The sequence below is a fragment of the Verrucomicrobiia bacterium genome, assembly GCA_035629175.1.
Classification (GTDB): domain Bacteria; phylum Verrucomicrobiota; class Verrucomicrobiia; order Limisphaerales; family DASXHY01; genus DASXHY01.
This window is the reverse complement of record DASPIL010000096.1, coordinates 129407-153069: the sequence shown is the minus strand read 5'-3', so window position 1 is coordinate 153069 and position 23663 is coordinate 129407. Positions and strand designations below refer to the sequence as shown.

Genomic DNA, 23663 nt, shown 5'->3' with positions numbered 1-23663 from the left:
GCGGCTGCTTCGGTCAGCTCCATTGCCAGCAGCTGCCAACGACTCGAGCGCGGAATGCTGTGTCGGGTCATATGCTGACGATTAACTTGACCTGTCTGTCTCCCGGCCCCTAATGTTTGCCGTCGTCAGGCAAATGCATGTTTGCACAAGTTAAAACCCTGTTTTCCAATGACATTGGGATCGACCTCGGAACAGCCAACTCTCTCGTGTACGTCCGGGATCGGGGCATAGTTCTCCGAGAACCCTCTGTTGTCGCAATCCAGGCCGGCACCACCAACGTCCTCGCAGTCGGCGACGAAGCCAAGCGCATGCTCGGCCGCACACCCGGCAACATCGTGGCCATCCGTCCCATGAAGGACGGCGTGATCGCGGATTTTGAAATCACGGAGGCGATGCTCCGCCACTTCATCCAAAAGGTGCATCATCGCAAGCTGATCGCACCGCGCGTCGTGGTCGCCGTTCCTTCCGGAATCACGGAAGTCGAAAAACGCGCCGTGAAGGATTCCGCAACGCATGCCGGTGCGCGCGAGGTCTATCTCATCGAACAACCCATGGCATCAGCCATTGGTGTCGGCCTGCCCGTTCATGAGCCCGCGGGAAACATGATTGTCGACATCGGCGGCGGCACCTGTGAAATCGCGATCATTTCGCTGGCCGGGATTGTTTTCAGCCGCAGCCTGCGCGTGGGCGGCGATGAATTTGACGAGACGATCGTGGCGCACATGAAGCGCGCCTACAACCTGATGATTGGCGAACGGACTGCCGAAGAAATCAAAATCCGCATCGGGTCCGCGTTTCCGCTCGATGGGGAATTGACGATGGAGGTCAAGGGGCGCGACCTCAGCGCCGGCCTGCCGAAAACGCTGACGATCCGATCCGAGGAAATTCGCGAAGCTCTCCAGGAACCGCTTTCCCAGATTCTTGAATCGGTCCGCATCACGCTCGAACGGTGTCCGCCGGAACTTTCTGCTGATCTTGTGGATCGCGGCATCGTGATGGCAGGCGGCGGCGCACTGCTGCGAGGCATCGATCGCCTGGTGGCAGAAGAGACAGGCCTGCCGGTTCACATTGCAGATGACCCGTTGAGCGCGGTTGCAGAAGGCACGGGACGCGTGCTGCAGGAGCTTCAGTTCCTCAAGCGGGTTTCATCAAACTCAAAATAGTCTGGGTCAGGCTGCGGCGGCCGGGGTTTGACGGCATTCAGCTCCTCATTTCAAAAGGGAATCCATTTGCGTTCACTCCTTCGATCGTTCGTTGTCCTGCTCATGCTGGCGCGGATGGAACAGGTTCCCGCTGCCCCCCTCTCCTTTCATCCCGAACGCATCCTCATCCTGCCGCGCGCTGCTGCAGACAGGGAATTGCAAAGACTGCACGCCGAGCATGGCTGCCGGGCTTCGCAGTGTTCGAGCACTGTCCAACTGGTCACGCTTGCACAAGGCGACTCTGTCGAAGAAGCCGTGGCTCGATATCAATCCAGCGGCCTCGTGCATTTTGCCGAGCCTGATTACGTCGTGTCGGCCGCAGGCACCTTTCCGAACGATCCGCGGCTTGCTGACGGCACACAGTGGTGGCTCAACAACTTTGGACAGGACGGCGGAACTGCGGGAGCGGACATCGACGCGAAGCTCGCGTGGGACGTTGTGCGCACTGCCAGCAATGTCGTCATTGCCATTGTCGATTCAAGAGTACGTCATACGCACGCAGACCTGTTGGAAAATATCTGGCGCAATCCCGCGGACGGAACACCAGGATTCAACGCTCTCACAGGCGGGCACGATCCGTGGGACAACTACGGCCACGGCACGCACCTCGCTGGAATCATCGGAGGCGTGGCAGACAATGCAGAGGGAATTTCCGGTGTTGCATGGCGCACCTCCATCATGGCCTGCAAGTTTCTGAACGCCTTCGGCAACGGATTCAATTCACATGCTGTTGCCTGCATCGAGTTCGCCCGAACAAATGGCGCCCGTGTGATCAACCTCAGCTGGGGCGGTTCAACATTCTCAGCCGCCGTTTCAAACGCGATCTGGCTGGCGCGCCTTGATGGAATTGTGGTGGCCGCGGCTGCGGGGAACAATGCCACCAACGTCGACAACGCCCCATTTTACCCGGCCTGCATCCGGCTGGATAATATCGTGTCTGTGGCGGCCTCCACGCGCTTCGACACGCCCTGGAATTTCTCGAACCATGGACCAACGAACGTTCACCTGTTCGCCCCAGGGTCGGAGATGTTTTCAACTGGCATCAACAGTGACACCGATTACAGCACGCGCGAAGGCACCTCAGCGGCGTCGGCCGTCGTCGTGGGTGCGCTCGCCTTGATGTCGCCATCCGCCTCAGGGTTGAACCCTCAACAACTCATAAACCGCCTTCTCTCCGCAACAGACACTATCAACACGTTCACAAACCTGTGCGTCAGCGGCGGCCGGCTGAACCTCAGGCGAGCCCTGGATCATCCCGCCCTGTCCATCGTTTCGCACAGCCTTCCGTTGACCCTCCATGTCGCCGGCCCCCCAGGCCACGTTTACTGCATGGCCACGTCGAGCAACCTGCTGGACTGGCTTCCGCTTCAAACCAACACAGTCGGTTCCGACGGAGCCTGGACATTCGCAGACCCGGCATCGAGCCCCGCGCCCGCCCGTTATTATCGGGTCGAACCAGGCCGCTGAACGTCCGGTCGCCGCCGATGGCCGCAGCTGTTTTCAACGTCCAAAACATTTTGTTGACATATCAACAGTTGATCTATAGACATAAAGCCATGACCTCCCCGAACACCTCTCCCCGCTATCAGGCCTTGCTCCAGGTGCTTCGGACCGCCGACACGCTGTGGAACGCCAGCCGCGTATTCTTTGCGCGCTGGGATATCAGCCCAAGCCAGTTCAATGTTTTGAATTTGCTGTCAGGCCGGCCGGAAGGACTTTCCCAAACCGAACTCGGACGGTTTCTGCTCACCCATCGTTCGAACGTGACCGGGCTTGTCGACCGCCTTGAAAAGCGCGGGTTGCTGGGCCGTCATGAGAACAGTGGAGACAGGCGCGCATACCGCGTCGTTCTCACGGCCGCTGGCAAAAAGTTGCTGGAGGCCATTGTGCCCGAATTTCATTCATTGGCAGAGGGCGTCTGGAAGGGCACATCGGCCCGGCGGCTGCGCGAACTCCAGGCCGATCTTGCCGGGCTGGCTCGCAGCGCTGAACGACTCACAGAGGAGGATGCATGAATGCCATCAAAAACGCGGTTGCGACCATCCCGCCTATTTCAGCTGCCGCTTCCGCCCTTGTTTCGATCGCCTGCTTCCATATCGCCTACGCCGCCCCACCCGCTCCCGTTCTTCACCTCGCCGCCTTCTTCTACTTCGTATTCCTTTTCCAACTCACGCGTCTGCCAACGGGCCGGCAGGCATTCTATAGCGGTCTCGCAACAGCCCTCGCCTGCATCGCGCCCCAGCTCGCGTTCTTCTGGAAAATCTTTGGAGCCGCCGCAATCACGTTGTGGCTGGTGCTCGCGCTTTGGATTGCACTCTTCGTGTGCATCACGCGCGCAATCCTCCGCCGGTTCGGAACACGGTGGACCCTGGTGCTCGCTCCCTGCTTCTGGATCGCACTCGAATATACGCGAAGCGAACTCTACTACTTGAAGTTTTCGTGGGCGAATATCGGCTGCGTCCTTGGCGGAGTCGCAGAAATCCCAACGTCCGTTCTTGGAATATATGGGATCTCGTTCCTGGGCGCCTTTTGTGGGGCGGCCGTTCTCACGCTGCGGTGGCGCGCGCATTTCGCATTGTGTTTCGCCATCGTCCTCTGCGTTTTCGTCCTGGGCCATCCGGATCGAGCCGATGTTCCGGTTTCATCCGTGCGAATCGCCGGTGTGCAGCTGGAATTCCCGCTGGAATGCAGCCTCCCGGGCGCGCTGGACTCGCTGATCACCAAGCATCCCGAAGCGCAACTTCTTGTTCTCAGTGAATACACCTTGAACGGCACCGTGCCCGATTCTCTCAAAAAATGGTGCCGCGACAACAAACGCCACCTCATCGTTGGCGGCAAGGAGGCGTCACCTTCAGGCGGCTTCTTTAACACGGCATTCGTGGTCGGCCCGGATGGAACGATCGTGTTTAAACAGGCAAAGAGCGTGCCGATCCAATTTTTCAAGGATGGCCACCCTGCCCTTGGACAAGCGATCTGGAACTCGCCCTGGGGCAGAATCGGAATCGCAATCTGCTACGACCTCAGTTACACCCGCGTCATGGATCGGCTTGTGTGTGCGGGCGCCCAATTGCTGGTCGTTCCCACAATGGACGTGGCCGACTGGGGCCTGCGGCAGCACGAACTGCATGCGCTCGTCGGCCCCGTGCGGGCGCGCGAATATGGGCTTCCCGTTTTCCGCCTCGCGAGTTCAGGGATCTCGCAGGCAATCGATCGCGATGGTTCCGTTCAGACGACGGCGGGATTTCCCGGAGAGAACGCAACCATATACGCTGAGCTGCAACTGCCGCGTTCCGGCTCGCTTCCAATCGATCGCTGGCTGGCGCTGTTGAGCATTGGAATCTCGGTCGCCGCGCTGATCGCATTCGCTTTGCCGGCCCGCTCACTTCCCAATGCAAAACTGGCTGAAGATCATGTCCAACAAATCTTCGGTCGTGGTCTTCCCGACAATTTCCCCAATGGCATTGACCGCGATCCTTAAATCCATCGCCGCGAGCTCAAGCGTATCACCTGCACTCAGGGCTTCGATCGTTCTGCACAGGGCAGAGCGCGACCGCGCCAGGGCGTCCTGATGCCGCGAGTTGATCATCACCTGCGACATCTCGCCGCCCACTCCGCCTGACCACACGAGCCGCGTCATCGCGTCCTTCAATTGCTCCACGCCTTTGCCGCTGACACTGCACACGCTGATGGCCTCAGCCTCGATCAGCCCGGGCAATTGCAGTTGCGCGGGCAGGTCCGTCTTGTTCCGCACCACCACGCGCTTCTTTCCCGCGAAATCCGCCAGCAACGCTCGATCCGACTCCGTCAATGGCTCCGATTGATCGATGACGTGAAGGACAAGGTCTGCAACATCCGCCATGTGCCGGCTGCGGCGGATTCCTTCCACTTCGATCTGGTCCCGCGCCTCGCGAAGGCCGGCAGTGTCGACAAAGATCACCGGCAATCCCCGGATATTGGCGGTCTCCTCGATCGTGTCGCGTGTTGTTCCGGGAATCGGCGACACGATGGCACGCTCGTGTCCCAGCAACTGGTTCAGCAAGCTCGACTTGCCTGCATTCGGCCGGCCGATGATCGCGGCGCGGATGCCGCGCCGCAAAATCTGGCCTTCGTCCGCAGTCTTCAGCAGTTCGTCAATGAACTCCACGCCCCGGCTGAGGCGGCTCAACAACTGGTCACGCGTCTCCGGTGCAATATCCTCCTCGGGAAAATCAATGTGCGCTTCCACATGCGCGAGTGTCTTTACCAGGTCATCGCGCAACATGTTGATGCGGCCGGACAGCTTCCCCGCGAGCTGTTCATTGGCAGCCCTTAATGCCAGATCAGTGCGAGCATGAATTATGTCCGCGACGGCTTCTGCCTGCGCCAGGTCAATGCGCCCATTCAAGAAGGCGCGACGCGTGAATTCGCCTGGGTGGGCCAGCCGCGCACCCGCCTGCAGGACGGTGTCGAGAACCGCCTTCGCCGGCACAACACCGCCATGGCACGTGATCTCAACAACATCCTCACACGTGAATGTTCGCGGCGCGCGCATGACGGCCGCCAGCACTTCGTCCACAACTTCTCCGCTGCGGCTGATCCGCCCGTAATGCAGGGTGTGGGTGGCGGCCGATGAAAGTTTTCCGGAACCCTTTCCGACCGGCGTGAAGCAGCTCTCGGCGACCGCAATCGCGTTGTTGCCCGAAATGCGAATCACCGCAAGGCCGCCTTCGCCGAGTGGGGTGGCGATCGCCGCTATGGTGTCGTTGATGGCAATCATTGAACCCGGGAGAGAATCGCAGGCGTGCTGTTGGGGAAACCTGGACTGAACGCCTTTGCAGGGTCCAGGCTAGTCGCTCCGGCAGCCGCCGCGCAGGATTTGATCGCGGCGATCTTCCAGCCACAACCGCGCCTTCTCATAACTGCGTTTCCTGAGGAAATGCAACAACTCGGGACTCGCCTCCGCCGGCAATTGAGCCGTCAATGTGTCGATCCGTGAAAACAGCGGCAGCAGGTTCGGGCGGGGTTGCGCGGTTTTCATCGCGGCGACCCCCGCCTCGAGATCGCCGAGCGCGGCCAGGAGTTCCTGCTCCGTTGTCGTCATGTTGCAGACTTGATCAGGTTCGAAATGGCGTCATCGAGCTTCACGAACTTCCCGCGCAAATACCACACCGTGAGGAAGCAAATCAATCCCGTGACGATCGTGAGCATGAGCGAGCTCATCAGATAAAGGCCGAACGCGTGCGGCGGATCCGGCTTCATAATGACGGGCAGCCCGTGATACAGGACAGCGAGCGACAGAACCAGCCCGATCACCCACGTCAGCCACGGTGACACCCCCGGAAACATGTTGAAGATGCGCACGACGAACAGCGGGCTCAGCGAATACGCCGCCAGCGTGAACACCTGGTGGATTGAATGCCGGCCGTGAAACGTTTCGCCAAGGGCCTTGATCAACTTCGCCAGGATGAGCACGATGGCGATCGAGCTGAGGATGCGTCCCACCCCGAAAACCGTGGCTTGCGCGACCGTAAACCGGGTGACGTGTTCCACCTGTCCGCGCGGTTTTCCCCAATGCACGAGCCCGTAACATTCAGCGAACGTTGTGATGAGCAGGAGCGGCAGCAGATACGTGAGAAACAGAACGAATGCTTTCCTCTGCACGCCTGCGATGTGTTCCCATGTCGGTTGCGGCAAAAAGATCAGTAGCAACGCCTTTATCATGTCGCGACATAGATATAGGCGAACCCCCCGGCGTTCAACAAAACAAACCGCTGAGCGCCCGATCGCGCCCGCTCGTTCCCATCGCAGCCATTACAATTCCCGGATTGCACGCCAGAGCGGCTCGAGATCGTGGTCCGAAAGCGCGGTTTCCTTGACCTGTCCCTCATCTCCCAGCTGCATCGCCCGCCGCAACAGGTCCCGCGCCGTTTCCAGGTTTCCCAGCCTGCATGCGTAGCAGGCGCGATTGTAAGCGATCGTGCAGTCGCCCGGAAACTGCGGGGCAACACGCGAAAGGTTTTCCCACGCCTCCCGCGTGCGTCCCATTTCATGAAGAGTGTAGGAAAGATGAATCCAGCCGACTGGCGATTCCGGGACAAGCCGGCTGATCACGCCCGCGATCACCAGCCCGTTCCGCCAATCCTTCTTGCGTGCCAGGATCTGCCACCGAACGTTCAACACCTCAGGATGAAGGCGCAATTCCGGCGCGATCTGCTGAATCTCGTCCGCCGCCTCAACCGGTACATCGAGCTCGAGCCACCCTTCGGCGGCGTCGAGATGATGGTTGTCGGGCCACGGCAACGGATTCATTGCTGAACTACAGTAGCGCGAGCCGCGGCAATTGTCATCCGCGCAGGCCGGTTCCAGGTGCAGAGCCTTGTGTGTGTTTTGCAGAAGTTTCATTTTCCATTCCGGAACGGGTTTGCTAAGTATTCGCCCGCACTTTTTGAAGAATCTTAATTAAACCAGACCTATGGCCGCTGATAATTCTGTCGTCGCAAAAGTCGAAGCGCCCGCCCTAAAGCCCCTCGCCCTCAAATCCCGGCTCGCGGCAACGCCCCCAAACCCGCCCAAGTATTCCGTGAAGGTGAAGAACCTGGCCGGTGAAGACACCGTCGTCGCAGACCCGCGCGCCACCCGCGCACTGCTCGCCTTGATGGACATTCACGCGGTGATCGGCGGCGCGGCCTGCCACTGGGGCGGCCCCGCGGCGTTCGCCGAAGTGAACGCGGCCGTGCATGCCATCATGTTCAGCGTCACAGGGCGTCAATGGCATGAAGCTTTCAATTTCGTCAATGACGCCGGGCATGCCGAGAACGGCATCTACGCTTTGCGCGCCAACTATGGATTCGACAATCTCACCTTCGACGACCTCAAGGGATTTCGCAGCATCGAGAGCAAACTCACGGGCCATGGCGAATCGCACCTGAATCCTGAGGGCGTGCTGCTCAGCAACGGCCCCCTATCGTCTGCCCTGCCCCAGGCCCAGGGATTGGCGATTGGCGACAAGCTCATTGGCAACGATCGCGTCACGATCTGCGTCGTTTCCGACGGCGCCAGCATGGAGGGCGAAGCGAAGGAAGCATTCGCCGCGATTCCCGGGCTGGCGGCGAAGGATCGGGTGAATCCGTTCGTCATGATCATTTCGGACAACGACACCAAGCTTTCAGGCCGCATCACCAAGGACGCGTTTTCGATGCAGCGGAGTTTCCAGGCGTTGGGCACCCTCGGATGGAATGTTATCTCGGTTCCGAATGGACATGATCTTCCCGCTGTTTACCAGGCCGTCGAAAAGGGAATTCAACAAGCCCGCACCAATCCGAATTTCCCTGTCTGCCTCTGGGTCAAGACGATCAAGGGCTACGGCATCAAGTCCACGCAGGAGAACGCCGCGGGCGGTCACGGATTTCCCCTGGCCAACGGCGAAAAAGTTCTCGAATGGCTGAACGAAATCTACGGAGGCGATCCTGTTCCCGACGACCTCATGACGTGGGGCAAAAAGTTGCGCGCGGACTGGGAGCAGAAGGAAGGAGAGAAGAAGGTGAAGGCCGCAATGAATCCCACCGCCCCAACTCCCGCAGCCCCTGCGGTGAAGAAGGACAAGGTCCAGGCAGGCCTCGCTGCGGGTGCCATACGGGCCGCGAAAGACGGCTACCCTGTTTTCTCCGTCAGCTGTGATGTCCAGGGATCAACCGGCATCAGCACTTTTCAGAAAGCCACGGAACGTTACATCGATGTCGGCATCGCTGAAGCCAACATGGTCAGCGTCGGGGCGGGGCTCAGCAAAGCCGGATTCGTCAGCATCGTGGACACGTTCGGACAGTTCGGCGTCACCAAGGGCAATCTGCCGTTGACCATGGCAGCGTTGTCCCAGGCGCCCGTGATCGCGATGTTTTCACACGTCGGATTCCAGGACGCCGCCGACGGCGCAAGCCATCAGGCAACGACATATTTCGCCGCCGTCAGCGCCATTCCCCACACCGTAGTCATCGCCCCGAGCTGCGCGAATGAAGCGGAAGCGTTGATGTATGAAGCGATCCGGCGACAGGCGGAAGATCGCAAGGCGGGCAAGGACGGCGAAAGCTATGTGTTCTTTGTGGGCCGCGAAAACTACCCGATCTACTGGCTCGAAAATGCCCAGTATCCGTGGGGCAAGGCGCAGGTCACCCAGACCGGAAACGATGTTGTCCTGATTGGTTGCGGCACCTTGTTTAGCAAAGCTGCCGAGGCCGGAAAGATTCTTGCGGCGAAAGGAATCAAGGCCACGGTGATCAACAATCCATTCGTAAACCGCGTCGATCTCGAGACCATCGGCTCCGCCGTGAAGGCGTGCGGCAAAGTCGTGACCATTGAAGATCACCAGGTGGTCTGCGGCATGGGCGCCCAGATCAGCCATGCGTTGTCCACCAACGGAATCGCGCATGTAATGAAGTCACTCGGCATACGCGACGAATTCGGCCAGAGCGCTTACGTCGCCGAACACCTTTACGAAAAGCACGGCATGACCGGCGCGAAAATGGCGGAAGCGGCATTGGCGTTGCTCGGCAAGTAAGCAGGCCTGTGGCTTGCGCGGGTTCATCTGGGTGGACCCGCGCGTCTCCGTTCCACTGTCGCCTGGAAAACCCCGAGTTCGGACGCTCAACCGCCGAACAGATTCTTCAACCGTTCAGTGAGCGTTAACCGGGGATTCCAGCTTTCCGCAAATTCAGGTTCGAACAACACAGCCCCGCTGAGATGCCGCAGCATCCGGGTACTTGGCAGGCGCCCCGGATCCGCTGCGAGCAGATACCACGTCTGGCGCGGGTGATACCATGGTATCGGCGTTGCATATAAACCTGCATCTTTGGCAAAACGCACCACGCTGGACCTTCGAAACTTCACACAGCCAGGATAAATCCACCCCTGCTCCGGCGAGTCCTTCTTGCCTTCGATGAAGGTTGCCGCCACCAAACCTTTTGGGTGGAGCGCGGCCTTGAAATTCCGGAGAGCGCCGGCAAGCAGATCCGCGCCAGTGTGAGAAAAGATGGACTGCGCGATGATGAAATCGAACGCCCGTGAAAACACATTCGTTCGAAACTCACTGTTGAAATCAAAACGCGGCTTTTTCAGGTCTACAAGATCCTGTCCCAGCTGGTTTGCGACCGCTTCCTTGATCAGCCATTCGTTCGGCTCAATCCCGCAATAGCGGCCTGGGTCGAGATACGTGATCAGGAAACGCCCGGCTCGCAGCGAACCGCACCCGACGTCGAGAACCGAATGCCCCGCGCGCAAGCCGAGCGTGCACAGCAGCCGAAACTGCGTTGCGCCCATGAAGTCGTACTGCGCGGGCGGCCCCACATACGCCATGTAGTGTTCGTCTCCTGCCTTCAGTTTCGAAATGTCCATAGTCTGAATCCATCGCTGCTACAGGGCTGCGATGATGTAGAATGCGGATCGCGATGCGAAAGGATTTTTGCAGTTGTTTCGCCTCGGGGCACGCTGCATAGTATGCCGCGCGTCCGAGCAATCGGCCGCAATGGTTCGGGGCGTAGCGTAGCCTGGCTAGCGCGCTTGCTTGGGGTGCAAGAGGTCGGGAGTTCAAATCTCCCCGCCCCGACCATTCTATAAATCGGCGTTTTCTCCACTCCGTCCGTCTGCCATTCTCTCTTCCGCACCTGCCTTCGTTGCGCAACCACAGGCACGTTTATGCATACTTTGGGTGTCATTCGCGCGTTCTAAGCAATTGGGGCTTACCTCTTTAACGCAATGCCCGATGTCTAGGACGATTGAAAAGCTCCGGGTGCAAAATGGAAGATTTAAACCAACCTGAACCAGCAAGCCCGATCGCAGCAAGGCCGCGGGTTCTGGTGGTCGACGACGATGACGCCGTGCGCATGTCTCTGCGCTGGATGCTCAAGGAATCCGATTACTCGGTGTTCGATGCGGCCGATGGCGTCCAAGCGCTGAAGCACCTCGAGCAGCAACAGACGGACGTCGTCGTGCTCGACCTGCTGATGCCCAACAAGGACGGCATTGAGACGCTCGGCGAAATCAAACGGCGCTGGCCGGCGGTAAAGGTGATTTCGATTTCGGGCGGCAGCTTCTACAGCCATCCCGAAATCAATTTGAGCATGAGCCTTCAACTCGGCGCAGTGTGCGCTTTGGAGAAACCATTTTCGCCCGAAGTGTTTGAAACTGCCGTGAACAACGCTCTGCTCGGTTAAGCCCGGCATGTTCGGCGCGAAGAGTGGAAAAAAAAATCGCTCGCTTTTGGCGGTCTTCTGAACTGAACTCACGTAACCAGCCTCTGGCGTTCCCCGTCAGAGCTGCTGCAACTCGTTACCTATGAGCGAAGCTTCCTCCAACGACGGCTTTTCCGTAACACGCCGATCATTTCTCAAATCGTTCGGCGCAACAGCGGCGGTAGCTGCCACGGCGCAAGTCCAGGCAGTCGCGGCCGAACTCGAAAGGGTGAATGCGGAAAAGGTCATCGGACCCGACGCCGTTCCGATCACGCTTCAACTGAATGGCAAGCCTGTGAACCTTCAGGTGCAGCCGCGCGTGACGCTGCTTGAAGCGTTGCGCAACCTCACCCCGCTCACCGGCGCCAAGGAGGTATGTGATCGCGCCAGCTGCGGTGCGTGCACGATCCTCGTCGATGACAAACCCGTTTATTCCTGCTCAATGCTGGCGATCGAGGCGCAAGGCAAAGCGATCACGACAATTGAAGGCATTGCTGCTGACGGCAAGCTGAGCCGCGTGCAGGAAGCGTTCATCAGCCAGGACGCCTTGATGTGCGGCTACTGCACACCCGGGTTTGTGATGAGCGTCACCGCGTTGTTGAAAAAGAATTCCAAGCCGACAGCCGCGGACGTGAAGCACGCCTGCTCGGGCAATTTGTGCCGCTGCGGCACCCAACCCCGCATACTCGAAGCCGCGCTCAAAGCTGCCGGCGTCCAGGTAAGCAGCAAAACCGAGGTGATTTCCTATGCCAAGCTGGCCTGAAAACAGAACGCACATCGGGAGCAGCGCCAGGCGCATTGATGCCCCGGACAAAGTCACAGGCGCCGCGAAGTACCCTTCAGATGTCCAGCCGGAAGGCTGGCTTTACGGGATGATCCTTCGTTCCAAATGGCCCGCTGCAAAGATCACTGCAATCAACCTCGAAAAAGCCCGCCAGGTTCCTGGCATCAAGGCTGCAATCCTCCGCGATAACCGCGCCGACAGAATCGTCCGCTACTACGGCGAAGAAATCGCCGCCGTCGCCGGGACAAGCAAGCAGGCCTGCATCGATGCGTTGCGCCTGATTGAAGTTCAGGCTGAACCCCTGCCTTTCGTCGTAAAGGAAGCCGAGGCAATGAAGGAAACCGCCCCGCGCGTTTGGCCGGAGGGCCTGAACACCACCCGCCCGCGTGTCAACGAACGCGGCGATGTCGAAAAGGGTTTCGCGGATTCAACCGTCATCGTGGAGGGAAGTTTCTCGACTCCGGTGCAACTGCATCATCCGCTCGAGACGCATGGCAACACAATTTCTGTGAAGGACGACGAGGTCACCTGCTGGGCATCGACGCAGGGAATTGGCGGCGTCCGCAATGACCTTGCCAGTTACCTCGGACTGCAGCAGAGCAAAGTCCGCGTGCTCACGGAATTCATGGGCGGCGGTTTCGGAGCCAAGATGGGCCTGGGCGTGGAAGGTGGAATGGCGGCGCGCCTCTCACAGGAAGCCAAAGCGCCGGTCAAACTGATGCTGACCCGCTTTGACCAATCGCTCGCAGTAGGAAATCGTCCTTCCACTTTTCAAAAACTCCGGATGGGCGCCAACGCAGATGGAGACCTGCTCGCATTCGAAATGGAAAACTTCGGCACCCCGGGTTTCGCATCGGGTGGCGCAAGCGCTGCGGGCAGCGGCGACGTTTCGATCCCCGCGCCGTATCTGTACCACGTTCCGAACATCCGCGTTCGCCAGACCTCCGTAGCAACGAACGCAGGTTCGGCCCGCGCGTTCCGCGCTCCCGGCCATCCACCCGCTTCGTTTGGAATCGAGTCGATGCTCGACGACATCGCGGCGCGCATTGGAATGGATCCCGTTGAATTGCGCATCAAGAACGATCGGTCGAACAGCCGCGAAATCCGCGCGCGCCAGTTTCGACTGGGCGCTGAACGATTCGGCTGGAAGGACAAATACAAGAAGCCCGGCAGTTCCAACGGACCCATCAAAACCGGGGTTGGCTGCGCCGCGGCAACCTGGGGCGGCGGCGGACGCGGAACCCAGGCGGAAGCACAGGTGAATCCCGATGGGAGCGTCGAGGTGCGTTGCGGTACGCAGGACCTGGGAACGGGGACCAAGACTCTCATCGCAGTGATCGCGGCGGACATATTTGGATTAAAGCCGGAACAAATTGATGTGCGCGTCGGCAACAGCACGTTCCCGCCATCGGGCGCAAGCGGCGGCAGCACGACCGCGGCTTCCGTGTCGCCCGCCATTTTCGATACCTGCACCAGGGCGCTGCAGCAACTGCAGGAACGCAGTGGAGTCGCGGACGCCCGCGGCGAACAATGGATTGGCGCGTGCCGCAAGCTCGGCATGAACCCCGTAACGGTTCAGGGACGATGGCAGGAAGGTCTCTCGTCAAGCGGCGCCGCCGGCGTGCAGTTCGCCGAGGTCGAAGTTGATACAGAAACAGGCTTCACCCGCGTGAAGAAAATCACCTGCGTGCAGGATGGCGGATTGATCGTCAGCAAGCTCACCTGTGAAAGCCAGGTCAACGGCGGCATCATCATGGGCATCGGCTACGCGCTCTACGAGGAGCGCATCATGGATGAGCTTTCCGGCGTGGTCCTGAATCCAAATTTCGAAACCTACAAGCTGCCCGGAATCGCCGACATGCCTGAAATCGATGTCGTGCTCCTCGACATGCCTGAGCGCGGCGTCATTGGCATCGGAGAACCGGTCACAATACCCACCGCATCCGCGATCGCCAACGCCGTCGCCAACGCAATCGGCGTGCGCGTCGGCAGCCTGCCGATCACGCCTCAGAAAATCTTGAACGCATTGAACAAGGATAAAGCACCCGTCGTATGAACGCATTTCAGTACGCCAGCGCCACGTCGCCTGCCAGCGCCCGGGAATTATTGGGCGATAACGGCGCCTACCTCGGCGGCGGGAACGACGTGTTGAACCGGATGAAGGATTATCTGGTCGAACCGAAAACGCTCGTCAACGTCAAGACACTCGGCTTGAATCGCATCGAACCAGGCCCGACCGCCTGGAAGCTTGGAGCCACGGTTACGGTCGCTGAGTTGGAGGATCATTCAGAACTCAAACGCGTCTTCCCAGGTCTGCAGCAGGCCGCCGCCGAGGTGGGTTCCCGGCAGATTCGCAACGTTGCAACGATTGCGGGAAATCTGTCGCAGCATTCCCGATGCTGGTATTACCGGCATCGCGACACGGTATGCCTGAAGAAGAAGGGCGATCTTTGCTATGCCCGCCATGGCGAAAACAAATATCACAGCCTCTTCAGCGGCAACACGTGCATCAGCCCCGTCGTTTCGAATCTCTCGATCGCCCTGGCAGTGCTCGATGCCACGGTCGTGGTGTTCAGTGGCGGGCAGGAAAAGCGAATGACGATCCCTGAGTTCTACGCCAAGGCATGGGAAAACCCCCTGGCGCATAATTCCCTGAATGCCGGCGACCTCGTCGTCCGGGTTGAAGTCCCCGTTCAGCCCTCGCAGAAAAGCGCCTACCAGCAGATCAGCGAAAAAGCATCGTTCGATTGGGCGCTTGTGAGCTGCTCGGTATCCGCAACCGTGAATGGCAGGCAGCTGAGCAGCGTCCGCATTGCGCTCGGTGCCATCTCCCCAGTGCCCCACATGGTGAAGGCGGCGAATGATTTCCTCCAGGGCAAGACCCTGGACGAGGCCACAGCCGATGAAGCCGCGCGCCTGCTGCTCGCGCGGGCGGAACCCATGGAACACAATGGATACAAGGTGCCGATGGCCCGCGCGCTGGTCCGCCGCACCTTGATGCAACTGATCGCATGATATGAAGCCTGACCAATGCTGCCGCCACCTGCGGTCCAAGAAGCTTTACATCCCGGAACAAGAGGACGAAGTCTTCGCCACCAGCGGAAATGAACTGACCCACCGCGGGCATTGCTGGTGCAACAAAACACTCGCGGAAGTCGGATTCGACGACTGCCAGGTCAGCGTTCAACTCTGTAATCCGTCCCGTCCCTGCTTTGAGAGCTGACCTTGGATTGCAATTCGGGAACAGCAAAACGCAAATCGGGGTTAGTCGCGCACTGCCTCCTCCCCCCATTGTATACCCCGTGAGCAACGATGCGAAGATACCTGCCGGCGAAATCCGTTGCGAACCTTGCCCGCTTAGCCGCGTGAAGGCCGGCGTCGCCGTTCGCATCAAGCAGCTCTGCGCCTCCCCGGAAGTTCAAAATCGATTGCGGGAAATCGGACTGGGCGAGGAACAGGTGGTAAAACTCATCACCAGCCAGAACAATTTCATCTGCCAGGTCTGCAATGCGCGCCTTGCCCTCAGCGAGCAACTGGCACATGCAATCATGGTCGAGCCTCTCTTCGTGCCCGCACGGGCCACCTGACCTCGGTTACTTCTCGCCGGCAAAGCGGTTTACCATTCCCGCCAGCGCCTCAATCCAAAGCGGGTGTTCATTGAGACACGGAATCTGGAAGAACTCCCCTCCCCCAGCCTGAACGAATGACTCCTTCCCGCGCATCCCGATCTCCTCGATCGTCTCAAGGCAATCCGAAACAAACGCGGGGCAGATCACCAGCAGGCGTTTTAGTTTCCGCTGGCCCAGCCGTTCCAGTTCCTTGTCCGTGAAGGGAGTCAGCCATGGATCTTTTCCAAGGCGCGACTGGAATGAAACCGACCACTTTCCGGCAGGCACGCCCGCCACCTTGCTAAATTCGTCCGCGGTTCGAAAACATTGATGCCGATAACAAAACTTGTGCGCCTCGCTCGGCACCCGGCAGCAATCCTGCACCTGCAGGCAATGACGCCCCGTCGGATCAGATTTGCGGATCTGCCGCTCCGGGACGCCATGGAAGCTGAACAACAGAAAATCAAAATCCTTCTGCAGGTACGGCTCCGCACTGGCCACAAGCGCATTGATGTAATCAGGAGCGTCCCCATACGGACCCTGGACTGTGACGCGCATGCCAGGCGCGATCTTCGCCGCAACCTCCTGCACTCGCACGACCGCGGTTTCGAAGCTGGACATCGCGTAATGCGGAAATAGCGGAATCAGGAGGAGTTCCGTGACGCCTCGCTGCGCCAGCTTGCGCACCACATCCCGAATGCTGGGGTTCTGATACCGCATTGCAAGTTCGACAGGCATCGATACGCGCTGCTGCAACAACTTTTGCACGTTGCGGCTCGTGACAATCAGGGGCGAGCCCTCCTTGGTCCAAACGGTTTGATAAGCATGAGCCGACTCCTTCGGCCGGTTCAATAGAATCATGCTTACGATGAATCGCCGCGCCACCCACGGAGTATCGATGACGCGAGCGTCCATCAGGAACTCGTTGAGGTAACGGCGCACATCCGGAACGGATGGTGAGTCGGGCGAACCCAAATTAACCAATAAAACTGCTTTGCTCATTTGAATTTCGAGATCAATTCGCGAACGCCCGGCAAACGCGGGTCACGCGCCACCAGGTTGAATCCGTTCCGCCACATTGCAGCCGGAAAGTATGGAATCGCTGAGCGAGACGCCATCCCGATAATGCCCCGCCAAATAGAGCCCCGGCGCCTTCTGCTCGATCCGCCCCATCAACTCCCGAAACGTCCCGTAGCCGACGTTGTATTGCGGAATCGCCCGCGGATACACCACAGCATTGCGGAACACAGGCTCGCCCCGCACTCCCAGGAGCACTCGCAGATCCGCCAGGGCCAGAGCATACAGTTGATCGCGTGGAAGCGCCGCCAGTTCCGGATAACGCTCGCCGCCGATGTAACTCGTCAGCGTCAAATGGCCGGCTGGAGCCCGATTGGGAAAAAGGGCCGACGAGAAAATGGTGCCGAGCAATTTGAATCCCTCGACCCTCGGGATCAACATGCCAAACCCGCTGGCTGGATGTGCGACGTCCTCGCGCCTGAACCCAAAGACCACACTCGCGACTGGCGGATAACGGATTTCGGCCAGCCTCGGAAGGTCGAGTGGAACGGGAGTGTTCACCCGCAGCTCGGCCAGTTTGTGGGCCGTCCCGCAATAGACAACCGCATCGTGGTCAAACTGCCCCGCGTTTGTTTCGACCCGCCATCCCGCATCCGTGCGGGTCAACTCCGTGACCGGGCAGTTCAGGCGGACCGCATCGCCCAATTGCTTCGCCAACTCATCGGGCAACACCTGCAGGCCTTCGTCGAAAGAGAATTTTGGAGCCCGATCCTTGGCAACCTCGCCGCGCTTCTTTCGTTCACGCGCGCCAAGGATCTGTCCCTTGATCATCGACCCGTAGTTATCCTCGAGCGCTTTGAGTTTGGGAAAGGCGTGAGTCACCGAAAGCTTGTAGGGATCGCCCGCGTAAATCCCCGCGACCAGAGCATCGATCACATGATCAAGAAATTCCTGGTTGAACCGCCGAATGACAAACTGCGCAATGCTCTCTTCCACCCCGTCGCGGCGCGCAGGAATGAATGGTTCGCGCAGCACGGCGAGTTTTGCCTTCCACGAAAAAAGCTCCGACGTGAGAAACCCGGGAGGCGATGCGGGAGCTTCGACTGGCCGCCGATAGCGCACTACGTAACGCGCTTCAGCGCGGGGATCGGGATCCAGGCGGCGTGATTGCAGCCCTGCATCGATCACCAATTGCCGAACTTTCGGCGACGTTTCAAGGATTGTGTTTGGGCCAAACTCTGCAAGGAAACCGTCCCGCCGTTCCGACTGAATAACGCCGCCCACCCGGTTTGCGCTCTCATACACTGCGACAGCGAGTCCTCTGCGCCTCAGGTAAAAAGCAGCAGTCAACCCCGTGATTCCCGCTCCGATGATCGCAACCGATTTCATGGTTCAGACACGCGACACGATGCGAAATCCCCGCTGCCGGACAATGTTGAAGGAGCGCAAACATTCACAATGTCGTGGCAACGCAACGGTCAAATGGTCTTCGAATGCCGCCGTTCGCCTGCAGGCGCCAGTGTATTGTCGAAGCTCATCGCGATGTTTCGGATGAACAAGCGCCCCGCATCGGTCACCTCAAGACCGCCTGGAATCTGCCTCACCAACCCGTCCGCCTCAAACGGCGCCAGCGCCGCCAGCTCGCTTGCAAAGTGTTCCTCAAAATCGATGCCGAGCTTTTGGGACATCGCTGCGAAATCGAGCGACAAATCGCACATCACGCGCATAATGGTTTCACGGCGGCGATTGTCCTCCTCCGTCACGAAGTAGGCACGATGCAATGGCACGCGTCCCGCGTCGACCGCTTCCTGATATTTCGGCAGCTCCTTTTCGTTCTGCCAGTACGCATCCGGAATCTGCGAGATGCTCGACATGCCAAAGGCGTAGATGTCCGATCCCGCGCGTGTGCTGTATCCCTGGAAATTGCGTTGAAGCTCCTTGTTCCGCTGCGCGACGGCCAGTTCATCCTCCGGTTTGGCAAAATGATCCATCCCGATGTACACGTACTGATCATTCGCGGTCAGCCGCTCAATCACGAGTTTCAGAACCTCGAGCTTTGATTCAGGCGTCGGCAGCACTTTTTCCTGGAGAATTTTCTGCGCGGGCTTGATCCATGGAACATGCGCGTAACTGAACACTGCCAGCCGGTCGGGTTTCATCTCGAGCACTGTATCCAGGGTCTCATTGAACGTCGCGGGAGTCTGGTTCGGCAGGCCGTAGATCAAGTCGAGATTGATCGACTTGTAACCCAGCTCACGCATCCAGTCGATCGCCTGCTGCGTCATCTCGCGCGGTTGAATGCGGTGTATCGCCTTCTGCACCTCGGGATTGAAATCCTGCACGCCCATCGAAGCGCGGTTGAATCCAATCTCCCGCAACGCTGCAAGGTGATCTCGCGTGAGCCGCCGCGGATCGACCTCCACGCTGGCCTCAATGTCGGGCGCAAACGTAAAGTGCCTGTGAATGATCGCACCGAGCCGGCGGATTTCTTCTGGCCGGAGAAACGTCGGTGATCCTCCGCCAAAGTGCAGTTGCACGACTTTCCGTTCGCTATTCAGCTGCGGAGCCATGCGCGCCACCTCACGCTCGAGGTAGTCCACATACGCCTTGCCCTTGTCGTGATTGAGCGTGATGACTGTCGTGCAGCCGCAGAACCAGCAGAGCGTCTCGCAAAACGGAATGTGAAAGTAAATGGAAAGGTCGCGGGTGGAACGATTGTTCGCCTCGATCCGTTCCGACAACTGCTCCCAGCTCACCGCATCGGTGAACTTCGTCGCGGGCGGATAACTCGTGTAGCGGGGGCCAGCCACATTGTATTTCCGCACCAGATCGAGATCTACGTTCAACGTCTTCATCGAAACTTCCGCACAGTGTCCACGACTGCCTGAATATTCTCCAGCGTAGCCCCTGGGGTCAAACCGTGGCCCAGGTTGAAAATGTGTCCGTTCCGCCCGCGCATCGCCTCGAGCACAGCCTGGGTCTCGCGTGTGACCACATCCGGCGCCGCCTCGACAAGCAATGCCGGCGCCAAATTTCCCTGCAACGCAATCCGCTCTGGAACGATCTTCCGCACGTCGGCAAGCGATGTCTGCCAATCCACTCCCAGCACGTTCGCGCCGGTCGCCATCAAATCGTGCCAGCTGCCATGCGTTCCGAGTGAAAAAACAATCACAGGCGGCGTAGCCTTGACATGCTTCCTGCGCAACTCGGCAATGATCTCGCGCATCCAGCGGCCCGAAACGTCATCGAACTCCGCCACGCTCAGATGCCCCCCGTGGCTGTCAAACAATTGAAGGGCGTCAACGCCTGCGGCAATCTGCATCTTCAGGTATTCGGCCACCGCCATCGTCAATTTCTCCGCAAGCGCGTAATAGGTCCTGGGATCCTCCCGCAACACAGCCAGCGCCCGGCTGTAACGCGGAACGCTCCCGCCCTCAATCATGAACGTCGCGAGCGTCCACGGTGAACCGGAGAAACCAATCAACGCCGTGTCGTCGCCGAGCTCCGTGCGCAGCCGCCGCAGCGCCTTGTCCACATAACTCAATCGCCCGCACACCTGTTCGACAGAAAGCTTGTCCACGTCAGCCTTGTTCCGCACCGCAAAGTCCATCACCACCCCGCCCGTTTCCCGAAAACGATACGCCTGCCCCATTGCCTCGGGTATCACAAGGATGTCGCTGAAGAGAATTGCCGCATCAAAGCCAAATCTGCGGATCGGCTGCAGTGTCACCTCCGTCGCCAGATCCGGATCCTGCACGAGTTCCACGAACGTGTGGGTCTCCTTGAGCTTGCGGTATTCGGGCAACGCTCGTCCCGCCTGCCGCATCAGCCACATCGGCGGACGATCCACAGGTTCGCAGCGGCAAGCGCGCGCAAACCGCTGCCGGGAAGTCAATGTCCCGCCGGCCGTGTCCGTTGATTCCACTGCATTATTACTCATCATTCAGGTGCGCGTCGTCGTTTTGGCCTTCGGCCATCACGCTATTGGAAATTCACCGGCAGGCTGCACGCGAATTGCCGAGAAATCCACCGATTTTAACGCTCCCGAACGCTGGGCAGGTTTCCAAACCTGCCGTATCGCCAGCTTCCAAGCCCGGCATGCGTCCAAAGCGCCCACGGATTGAGATCCGCCAATGGCATCCGTCCGCCAAGCCCGCATTACGTCGGTTGCCCCTTTTCCCTCGCGCTCTTTCCCCCATCCGCCAGCAGGCGCTCCTGCGGCTGCGCGGCCGCCGGGCGTTCACGCGCGGGAACCGCGAAACCGTATTCCGCCATGAAAGCCTCGGAAGGAGCGCGAATGTGAATCCGCTGCCGATTGAAGGGGTCGTTGAACGCCAGCTCAACCGCACGCAACCCAAGACCCTTCCTTGGATTGCGATCCGTTCCATACATAGCGTCGCCCACAATGGGCAGGCCGGCTTCGAGGAGATGTAGGCGAATCTGATGCGTCCGGCCGGTGTAGGGACGCGCCTCCACCAGCGACCAGTTGCCGACAGTTTGAAGCAATCGAAACGCTGTTTCTGATTCCTTCCCTCCACGCGCATCCACTTTCATCCTGCCGTGCTGTTCCGGGTCGGGAGCGATCTTCGCCCGGCAAATCCATTCAGGCTGGGCCGGCACGCCCTCGACAACGGCGAGATACACCTTCTCCATTTTCCGTCCCTCAAAAAGATTCCCGTACGTGTCGACCGCCCCGAGGCTTTTCGCCAGCAACAGAATTCCCGTCGTCTCCGCGTCCAACCGATGCACGAACCGGATGAACTTCAGGTTCCGCGATCGCGCCCAAAAATCCTTGGCGGCTATCGATGACGTGAGCGCCGCCTGCAGATTGCGGTCGGTTTTTTGCCACGAGAAGGGCACGAGCATCCAGCCGCGCGGCTTGTCGATGGCCATGACCGCCCGATCCTCATAAAGGATCGCAATGCGTTCGCCCGTCGCCAGCTCGATGTAATTCGGTTTCGCCACGTGCAGAAGCTACTGCAAGCCAGCGACACGCGATAGCCGGAACCACGCTCTGACCTGTGGGAAGACATTTCGCAACAAGCAAATGAATCACTGCTGAGGCATTGCCGCCTGTGCGCGCGCGGAATGAACCGATTCGATTTCGCCAATCAGCTCGTTGCGAAGCGCGGCCAGGCGCCTTGCGGCAAAGGGCGCGCGGAACAGCACCCACGTCGTTCTCAGGGCAGCCTTGAGGCGCCGCAGTTCGCGCGAATGATAAAACGCAAGCAGAGATGCGGGCGGCAATGACAGCAAATACCAGAAGCTTGCCGGCAGGCCAGCAACGGCGTGGACAAGCGAGGCATAAAAAAGAAAGAAAGCCGAGTAGACCAGGATTCCTCCGAGGATCTTCGTCGTGGAAGTTTGTGCCTTGCGCTTGTCAGAACTGGCGAAACGCTGCACTGCCCATTCGATGATCAAATGGGGCACGATCCGATGCAGCCAGCCATAAAGCGCGATGGGCGTTCCCAGGATTGCAACACAGCTCCAGAAGGCGCTGCGCGCAATCAGACGGTCGCGGTTTGGGAACAACGCCAGTGTCTCATCCGAAATCCTCAAGCGCACCAGCCAGCGTTCGTAGAATGCCAGCCGCGCAGCAAAGCGCGCCGCGCGCCCTGGTTGAAGTCGGAACACCTCGTCCACTGCAGATGTGATGCGCTGCGAGAGAAGCAATTCCTCGCTCCGCGGCGATATCGCCTCCTCCCGAATCTGGTTCCCGAGCTGCAGCCGTTCAAAGTAAAGGCGCTTCACGCCTTCGACAACGCGCGTCTGTTCCAGTTGTGGAATGTGCAGGATCAACGCCTGAATCTGCCTCTCGATTTCCCCAGTCAACCGATTGATGCATTCCTTCCGGCGTTCTGCATACCCCTCGAGAAACGGCCCGATCAGGATGGCTTCGCCGAAGTGTGCGAGGACATCGCTGCGATACAGCTCTTTGGCAGAATAGGTCAGGCCCACGGGAACAATCTTCAGGCCCAACTTCCCGCCGTGGCGATGTTCCAATTCCAGCGCCATCCTGGCCGCGCCGCTTTTGACTTCGCGCAGGCGGGAGTCGTCATAAGTCACGCCCTCCGGAAAAATTCCCACGGCCTCCCCGCGTTCCAGCACCCGATAGCACGATTCAAACGTGTCGGTCACGCTGCGCATTCCCCGCGGATCGTCCTTTGCCCGGTTGATCGGGATCACGCCGCAGCGCAACAGAAACCACTTCACGGCCTTGAAGCGAAATAACTGAACCGTCGCGACAAAATTCACCTTTCTCGCGACAGTGGCGCCAATGATCCAGGAATCGGTGAGGGAATTCGGATGGTTCGACGTGAACAGAACCGGGCCCTTTTCCGGCACGCGCTGGGGATGAAACCGCTCGATGCGGCGAAAGTAAAAACCTAGTGCCACGCTCAGCACTCCACGCATCACGCGATAAAGAAGCGAATAGCTCATTTTTGCAGCGTGGGGAGCGCCTGCTTCCAGCAACTCAGCCGCCGGGCTGCACGCGGGTTATCCGTGTTTTTGAAAACCATTCCCCAAATTTCCGGCGCCCGTTCCACGAGTTTGAAGCAGGCGTCCGAATGAATCTTTCGGTGAAGCGGGGAAAAGAAGCGCCGCATGTCCACCCGCTCCACCTGATCCCCGGGTCGAAATGAGGCCCAGGCTTCCTCCAGTGCGGCCGCAGCCGCCAGATGTCCTCCTCCCGCAGTGACAGTGGCGATCAGGATTCTCATGGCCGCGTCACGATGCCGGACCGCCGAAACGTTGAGAAGCAAAAAGCCAGCACGACTGCGGGAACATGGCTTCGCGACGCCGGCACTCCTGCTGAGTTCCCTCCATTTCGCCGTCAGCAGGCCGTTGTATG

Annotated in this window: 23 protein-coding genes and 1 tRNA gene; 12 read left to right on the top strand and 12 right to left on the bottom strand. The window is 59.3% G+C overall.

The genetic code is table 11. The features are described from left to right. Positions 1–137: 137 nt before the first annotated feature. The 4 genes from VEH04_17320 (at position 138) to VEH04_17305 (ending at position 4680) form a co-directional block, all read left to right on the top strand. The gene (locus tag VEH04_17320; protein HYG24541.1) at positions 138–1163 is read left to right on the top strand and encodes a rod shape-determining protein; all 1026 of its coding nucleotides are present in this window, start codon (positions 138–140) and stop codon (positions 1161–1163) included. Between the two features lie 66 nt (positions 1164–1229). Next, positions 1230–2669, top strand: coding sequence for a S8 family serine peptidase (locus tag VEH04_17315; GenBank protein HYG24540.1), 1440 nt, complete (start codon positions 1230–1232; stop codon positions 2667–2669). A gap of 89 nt (positions 2670–2758) precedes the next feature. Beyond that, positions 2759–3217 carry a MarR family transcriptional regulator gene (locus VEH04_17310; protein HYG24539.1) on the top strand — a complete coding sequence of 153 codons (459 nt, stop codon included), beginning with the start codon at positions 2759–2761 and terminating at the stop codon, positions 3215–3217. Next, the gene (locus VEH04_17305; GenBank protein HYG24538.1) at positions 3214–4680 is read left to right on the top strand and encodes a nitrilase-related carbon-nitrogen hydrolase; all 1467 of its coding nucleotides are present in this window, start codon (positions 3214–3216) and stop codon (positions 4678–4680) included. Before VEH04_17310 ends, VEH04_17305 begins: the two co-directional genes overlap by 4 nt. On the opposite strand, the gene mnmE is transcribed toward VEH04_17305, so the two are convergent. The 4 genes from mnmE to VEH04_17285 form a co-directional block, all read right to left on the bottom strand. Continuing rightward, positions 4582–5958 (bottom strand): tRNA uridine-5-carboxymethylaminomethyl(34) synthesis GTPase MnmE, encoded by a 1377-nt coding sequence (gene mnmE / locus VEH04_17300; GenBank protein HYG24537.1) that lies wholly within the window; start codon positions 5956–5958, stop codon positions 4582–4584. The genes VEH04_17305 and mnmE overlap by 99 nt on opposite strands. Before the next feature lie 69 nt (positions 5959–6027). Continuing rightward, entirely contained in the window at positions 6028–6282 is a 255-nt protein-coding gene (locus tag VEH04_17295) for a hypothetical protein (GenBank protein HYG24536.1), read from the bottom strand. Next, on the bottom strand, positions 6279–6902 hold the full coding sequence (locus VEH04_17290; protein ID HYG24535.1) for a Yip1 family protein: 624 nt from the start codon (positions 6900–6902) through the stop codon (positions 6279–6281). The genes VEH04_17295 and VEH04_17290 overlap by 4 nt, the downstream gene beginning before the upstream one ends. Positions 6903–6992: 90 nt before the next feature. After that, positions 6993–7490, bottom strand: coding sequence for a tetratricopeptide repeat protein (locus tag VEH04_17285; protein HYG24534.1), 498 nt, complete (start codon positions 7488–7490; stop codon positions 6993–6995). 163 nt (positions 7491–7653) lie between these two features. On the opposite strand from VEH04_17285, the gene VEH04_17280 reads away from it, so the two are divergent. Further along, positions 7654–9732, top strand: a complete 2079-nt coding sequence (locus VEH04_17280; protein HYG24533.1) for a transketolase C-terminal domain-containing protein — start codon at positions 7654–7656, stop codon at positions 9730–9732. 86 nt (positions 9733–9818) lie between these two features. On the opposite strand, the gene VEH04_17275 is transcribed toward VEH04_17280, so the two are convergent. Then, complete coding sequence (locus VEH04_17275; protein ID HYG24532.1) at positions 9819–10565, bottom strand: class I SAM-dependent methyltransferase; 747 nt, start codon at positions 10563–10565, stop codon at positions 9819–9821. A gap of 136 nt (positions 10566–10701) precedes the next feature. On the opposite strand from VEH04_17275, the gene VEH04_17270 reads away from it, so the two are divergent. The 7 genes from VEH04_17270 (at position 10702) to VEH04_17240 (ending at position 15772) form a co-directional block, all read left to right on the top strand. Next, a tRNA-Pro gene (locus VEH04_17270) sits at positions 10702–10779 on the top strand. A gap of 187 nt (positions 10780–10966) precedes the next feature. Further along, positions 10967–11383: a response regulator gene (locus VEH04_17265; protein HYG24531.1), complete on the top strand. Its 417-nt coding sequence runs from the start codon at positions 10967–10969 to the stop codon at positions 11381–11383. 121 nt (positions 11384–11504) lie between these two features. After that, a complete protein-coding gene (locus tag VEH04_17260) occupies positions 11505–12164 on the top strand; it encodes a (2Fe-2S)-binding protein (protein ID HYG24530.1) in 660 nt (219 codons plus the stop codon). After that, on the top strand, positions 12148–14241 hold the full coding sequence (locus VEH04_17255; protein ID HYG24529.1) for a xanthine dehydrogenase family protein molybdopterin-binding subunit: 2094 nt from the start codon (positions 12148–12150) through the stop codon (positions 14239–14241). The genes VEH04_17260 and VEH04_17255 overlap by 17 nt, the downstream gene beginning before the upstream one ends. Then, the gene (locus tag VEH04_17250; GenBank protein HYG24528.1) at positions 14238–15200 is read left to right on the top strand and encodes an FAD binding domain-containing protein; all 963 of its coding nucleotides are present in this window, start codon (positions 14238–14240) and stop codon (positions 15198–15200) included. Before VEH04_17255 ends, VEH04_17250 begins: the two co-directional genes overlap by 4 nt. Position 15201: 1 nt before the next feature. Further along, the gene (locus VEH04_17245; GenBank protein ID HYG24527.1) at positions 15202–15408 is read left to right on the top strand and encodes a hypothetical protein; all 207 of its coding nucleotides are present in this window, start codon (positions 15202–15204) and stop codon (positions 15406–15408) included. 79 nt (positions 15409–15487) lie between these two features. Continuing rightward, complete coding sequence (locus VEH04_17240; protein ID HYG24526.1) at positions 15488–15772, top strand: FeoA family protein; 285 nt, start codon at positions 15488–15490, stop codon at positions 15770–15772. A 6-nt stretch (positions 15773–15778) separates the two neighbouring features. Here the strand turns inward: VEH04_17240 and hemH are convergent, their stop codons facing one another. From hemH to VEH04_17205, 7 genes are all read right to left on the bottom strand, one after another. Further along, the gene (hemH, locus tag VEH04_17235; GenBank protein ID HYG24525.1) at positions 15779–16795 is read right to left on the bottom strand and encodes a ferrochelatase; all 1017 of its coding nucleotides are present in this window, start codon (positions 16793–16795) and stop codon (positions 15779–15781) included. Between the two features lie 42 nt (positions 16796–16837). After that, positions 16838–18199 (bottom strand): protoporphyrinogen oxidase, encoded by a 1362-nt coding sequence (hemG, locus tag VEH04_17230; protein ID HYG24524.1) that lies wholly within the window; start codon positions 18197–18199, stop codon positions 16838–16840. An 89-nt stretch (positions 18200–18288) separates the two neighbouring features. Continuing rightward, on the bottom strand, positions 18289–19665 hold the full coding sequence (gene hemN, locus VEH04_17225) for an oxygen-independent coproporphyrinogen III oxidase (GenBank protein HYG24523.1): 1377 nt from the start codon (positions 19663–19665) through the stop codon (positions 18289–18291). Further along, positions 19662–20753 carry a uroporphyrinogen decarboxylase gene (gene hemE / locus VEH04_17220; GenBank protein ID HYG24522.1) on the bottom strand — a complete coding sequence of 364 codons (1092 nt, stop codon included), beginning with the start codon at positions 20751–20753 and terminating at the stop codon, positions 19662–19664. Before hemE ends, hemN begins: the two co-directional genes overlap by 4 nt. Positions 20754–20968: 215 nt before the next feature. Further along, the gene (locus VEH04_17215) at positions 20969–21775 is read right to left on the bottom strand and encodes an RluA family pseudouridine synthase (GenBank protein HYG24521.1); all 807 of its coding nucleotides are present in this window, start codon (positions 21773–21775) and stop codon (positions 20969–20971) included. An 87-nt stretch (positions 21776–21862) separates the two neighbouring features. Beyond that, complete coding sequence (locus tag VEH04_17210; GenBank protein HYG24520.1) at positions 21863–23251, bottom strand: lysophospholipid acyltransferase family protein; 1389 nt, start codon at positions 23249–23251, stop codon at positions 21863–21865. Next, positions 23248–23532 (bottom strand): hypothetical protein, encoded by a 285-nt coding sequence (locus VEH04_17205; protein ID HYG24519.1) that lies wholly within the window; start codon positions 23530–23532, stop codon positions 23248–23250. The genes VEH04_17210 and VEH04_17205 overlap by 4 nt, the downstream gene beginning before the upstream one ends. Positions 23533–23663 lie beyond the last annotated feature (131 nt).

Coding starts and splice junctions, on each gene's coding strand:
- VEH04_17320 (HYG24541.1), top strand. CDS start 138: ATGTTTGCACAAGTTAAAACCCTGTTTTCCAATGACATTGGGATCGAC.
- VEH04_17310 (HYG24539.1), top strand. CDS start 2,759: ATGACCTCCCCGAACACCTCTCCCCGCTATCAGGCCTTGCTCCAGGTG.
- VEH04_17305 (HYG24538.1), top strand. CDS start 3,214: ATGAATGCCATCAAAAACGCGGTTGCGACCATCCCGCCTATTTCAGCT.
- mnmE (HYG24537.1), bottom strand. CDS start 5,958: ATGATTGCCATCAACGACACCATAGCGGCGATCGCCACCCCACTCGGC.
- VEH04_17295 (HYG24536.1), bottom strand. CDS start 6,282: ATGACGACAACGGAGCAGGAACTCCTGGCCGCGCTCGGCGATCTCGAG.
- VEH04_17290 (HYG24535.1), bottom strand. CDS start 6,902: ATGATAAAGGCGTTGCTACTGATCTTTTTGCCGCAACCGACATGGGAA.
- VEH04_17285 (HYG24534.1), bottom strand. CDS start 7,490: ATGAATCCGTTGCCGTGGCCCGACAACCATCATCTCGACGCCGCCGAA.
- VEH04_17280 (HYG24533.1), top strand. CDS start 7,654: ATGGCCGCTGATAATTCTGTCGTCGCAAAAGTCGAAGCGCCCGCCCTA.
- VEH04_17275 (HYG24532.1), bottom strand. CDS start 10,565: ATGGACATTTCGAAACTGAAGGCAGGAGACGAACACTACATGGCGTAT.
- VEH04_17265 (HYG24531.1), top strand. CDS start 10,967: ATGGAAGATTTAAACCAACCTGAACCAGCAAGCCCGATCGCAGCAAGG.
- VEH04_17260 (HYG24530.1), top strand. CDS start 11,505: ATGAGCGAAGCTTCCTCCAACGACGGCTTTTCCGTAACACGCCGATCA.
- VEH04_17255 (HYG24529.1), top strand. CDS start 12,148: ATGCCAAGCTGGCCTGAAAACAGAACGCACATCGGGAGCAGCGCCAGG.
- VEH04_17250 (HYG24528.1), top strand. CDS start 14,238: ATGAACGCATTTCAGTACGCCAGCGCCACGTCGCCTGCCAGCGCCCGG.
- VEH04_17245 (HYG24527.1), top strand. CDS start 15,202: ATGAAGCCTGACCAATGCTGCCGCCACCTGCGGTCCAAGAAGCTTTAC.
- hemH (HYG24525.1), bottom strand. CDS start 16,795: ATGAGCAAAGCAGTTTTATTGGTTAATTTGGGTTCGCCCGACTCACCA.
- hemG (HYG24524.1), bottom strand. CDS start 18,199: ATGAAATCGGTTGCGATCATCGGAGCGGGAATCACGGGGTTGACTGCT.
- hemN (HYG24523.1), bottom strand. CDS start 19,665: ATGAAGACGTTGAACGTAGATCTCGATCTGGTGCGGAAATACAATGTG.
- hemE (HYG24522.1), bottom strand. CDS start 20,753: ATGATGAGTAATAATGCAGTGGAATCAACGGACACGGCCGGCGGGACA.
- VEH04_17210 (HYG24520.1), bottom strand. CDS start 23,251: ATGAGCTATTCGCTTCTTTATCGCGTGATGCGTGGAGTGCTGAGCGTG.
- VEH04_17205 (HYG24519.1), bottom strand. CDS start 23,532: ATGAGAATCCTGATCGCCACTGTCACTGCGGGAGGAGGACATCTGGCG.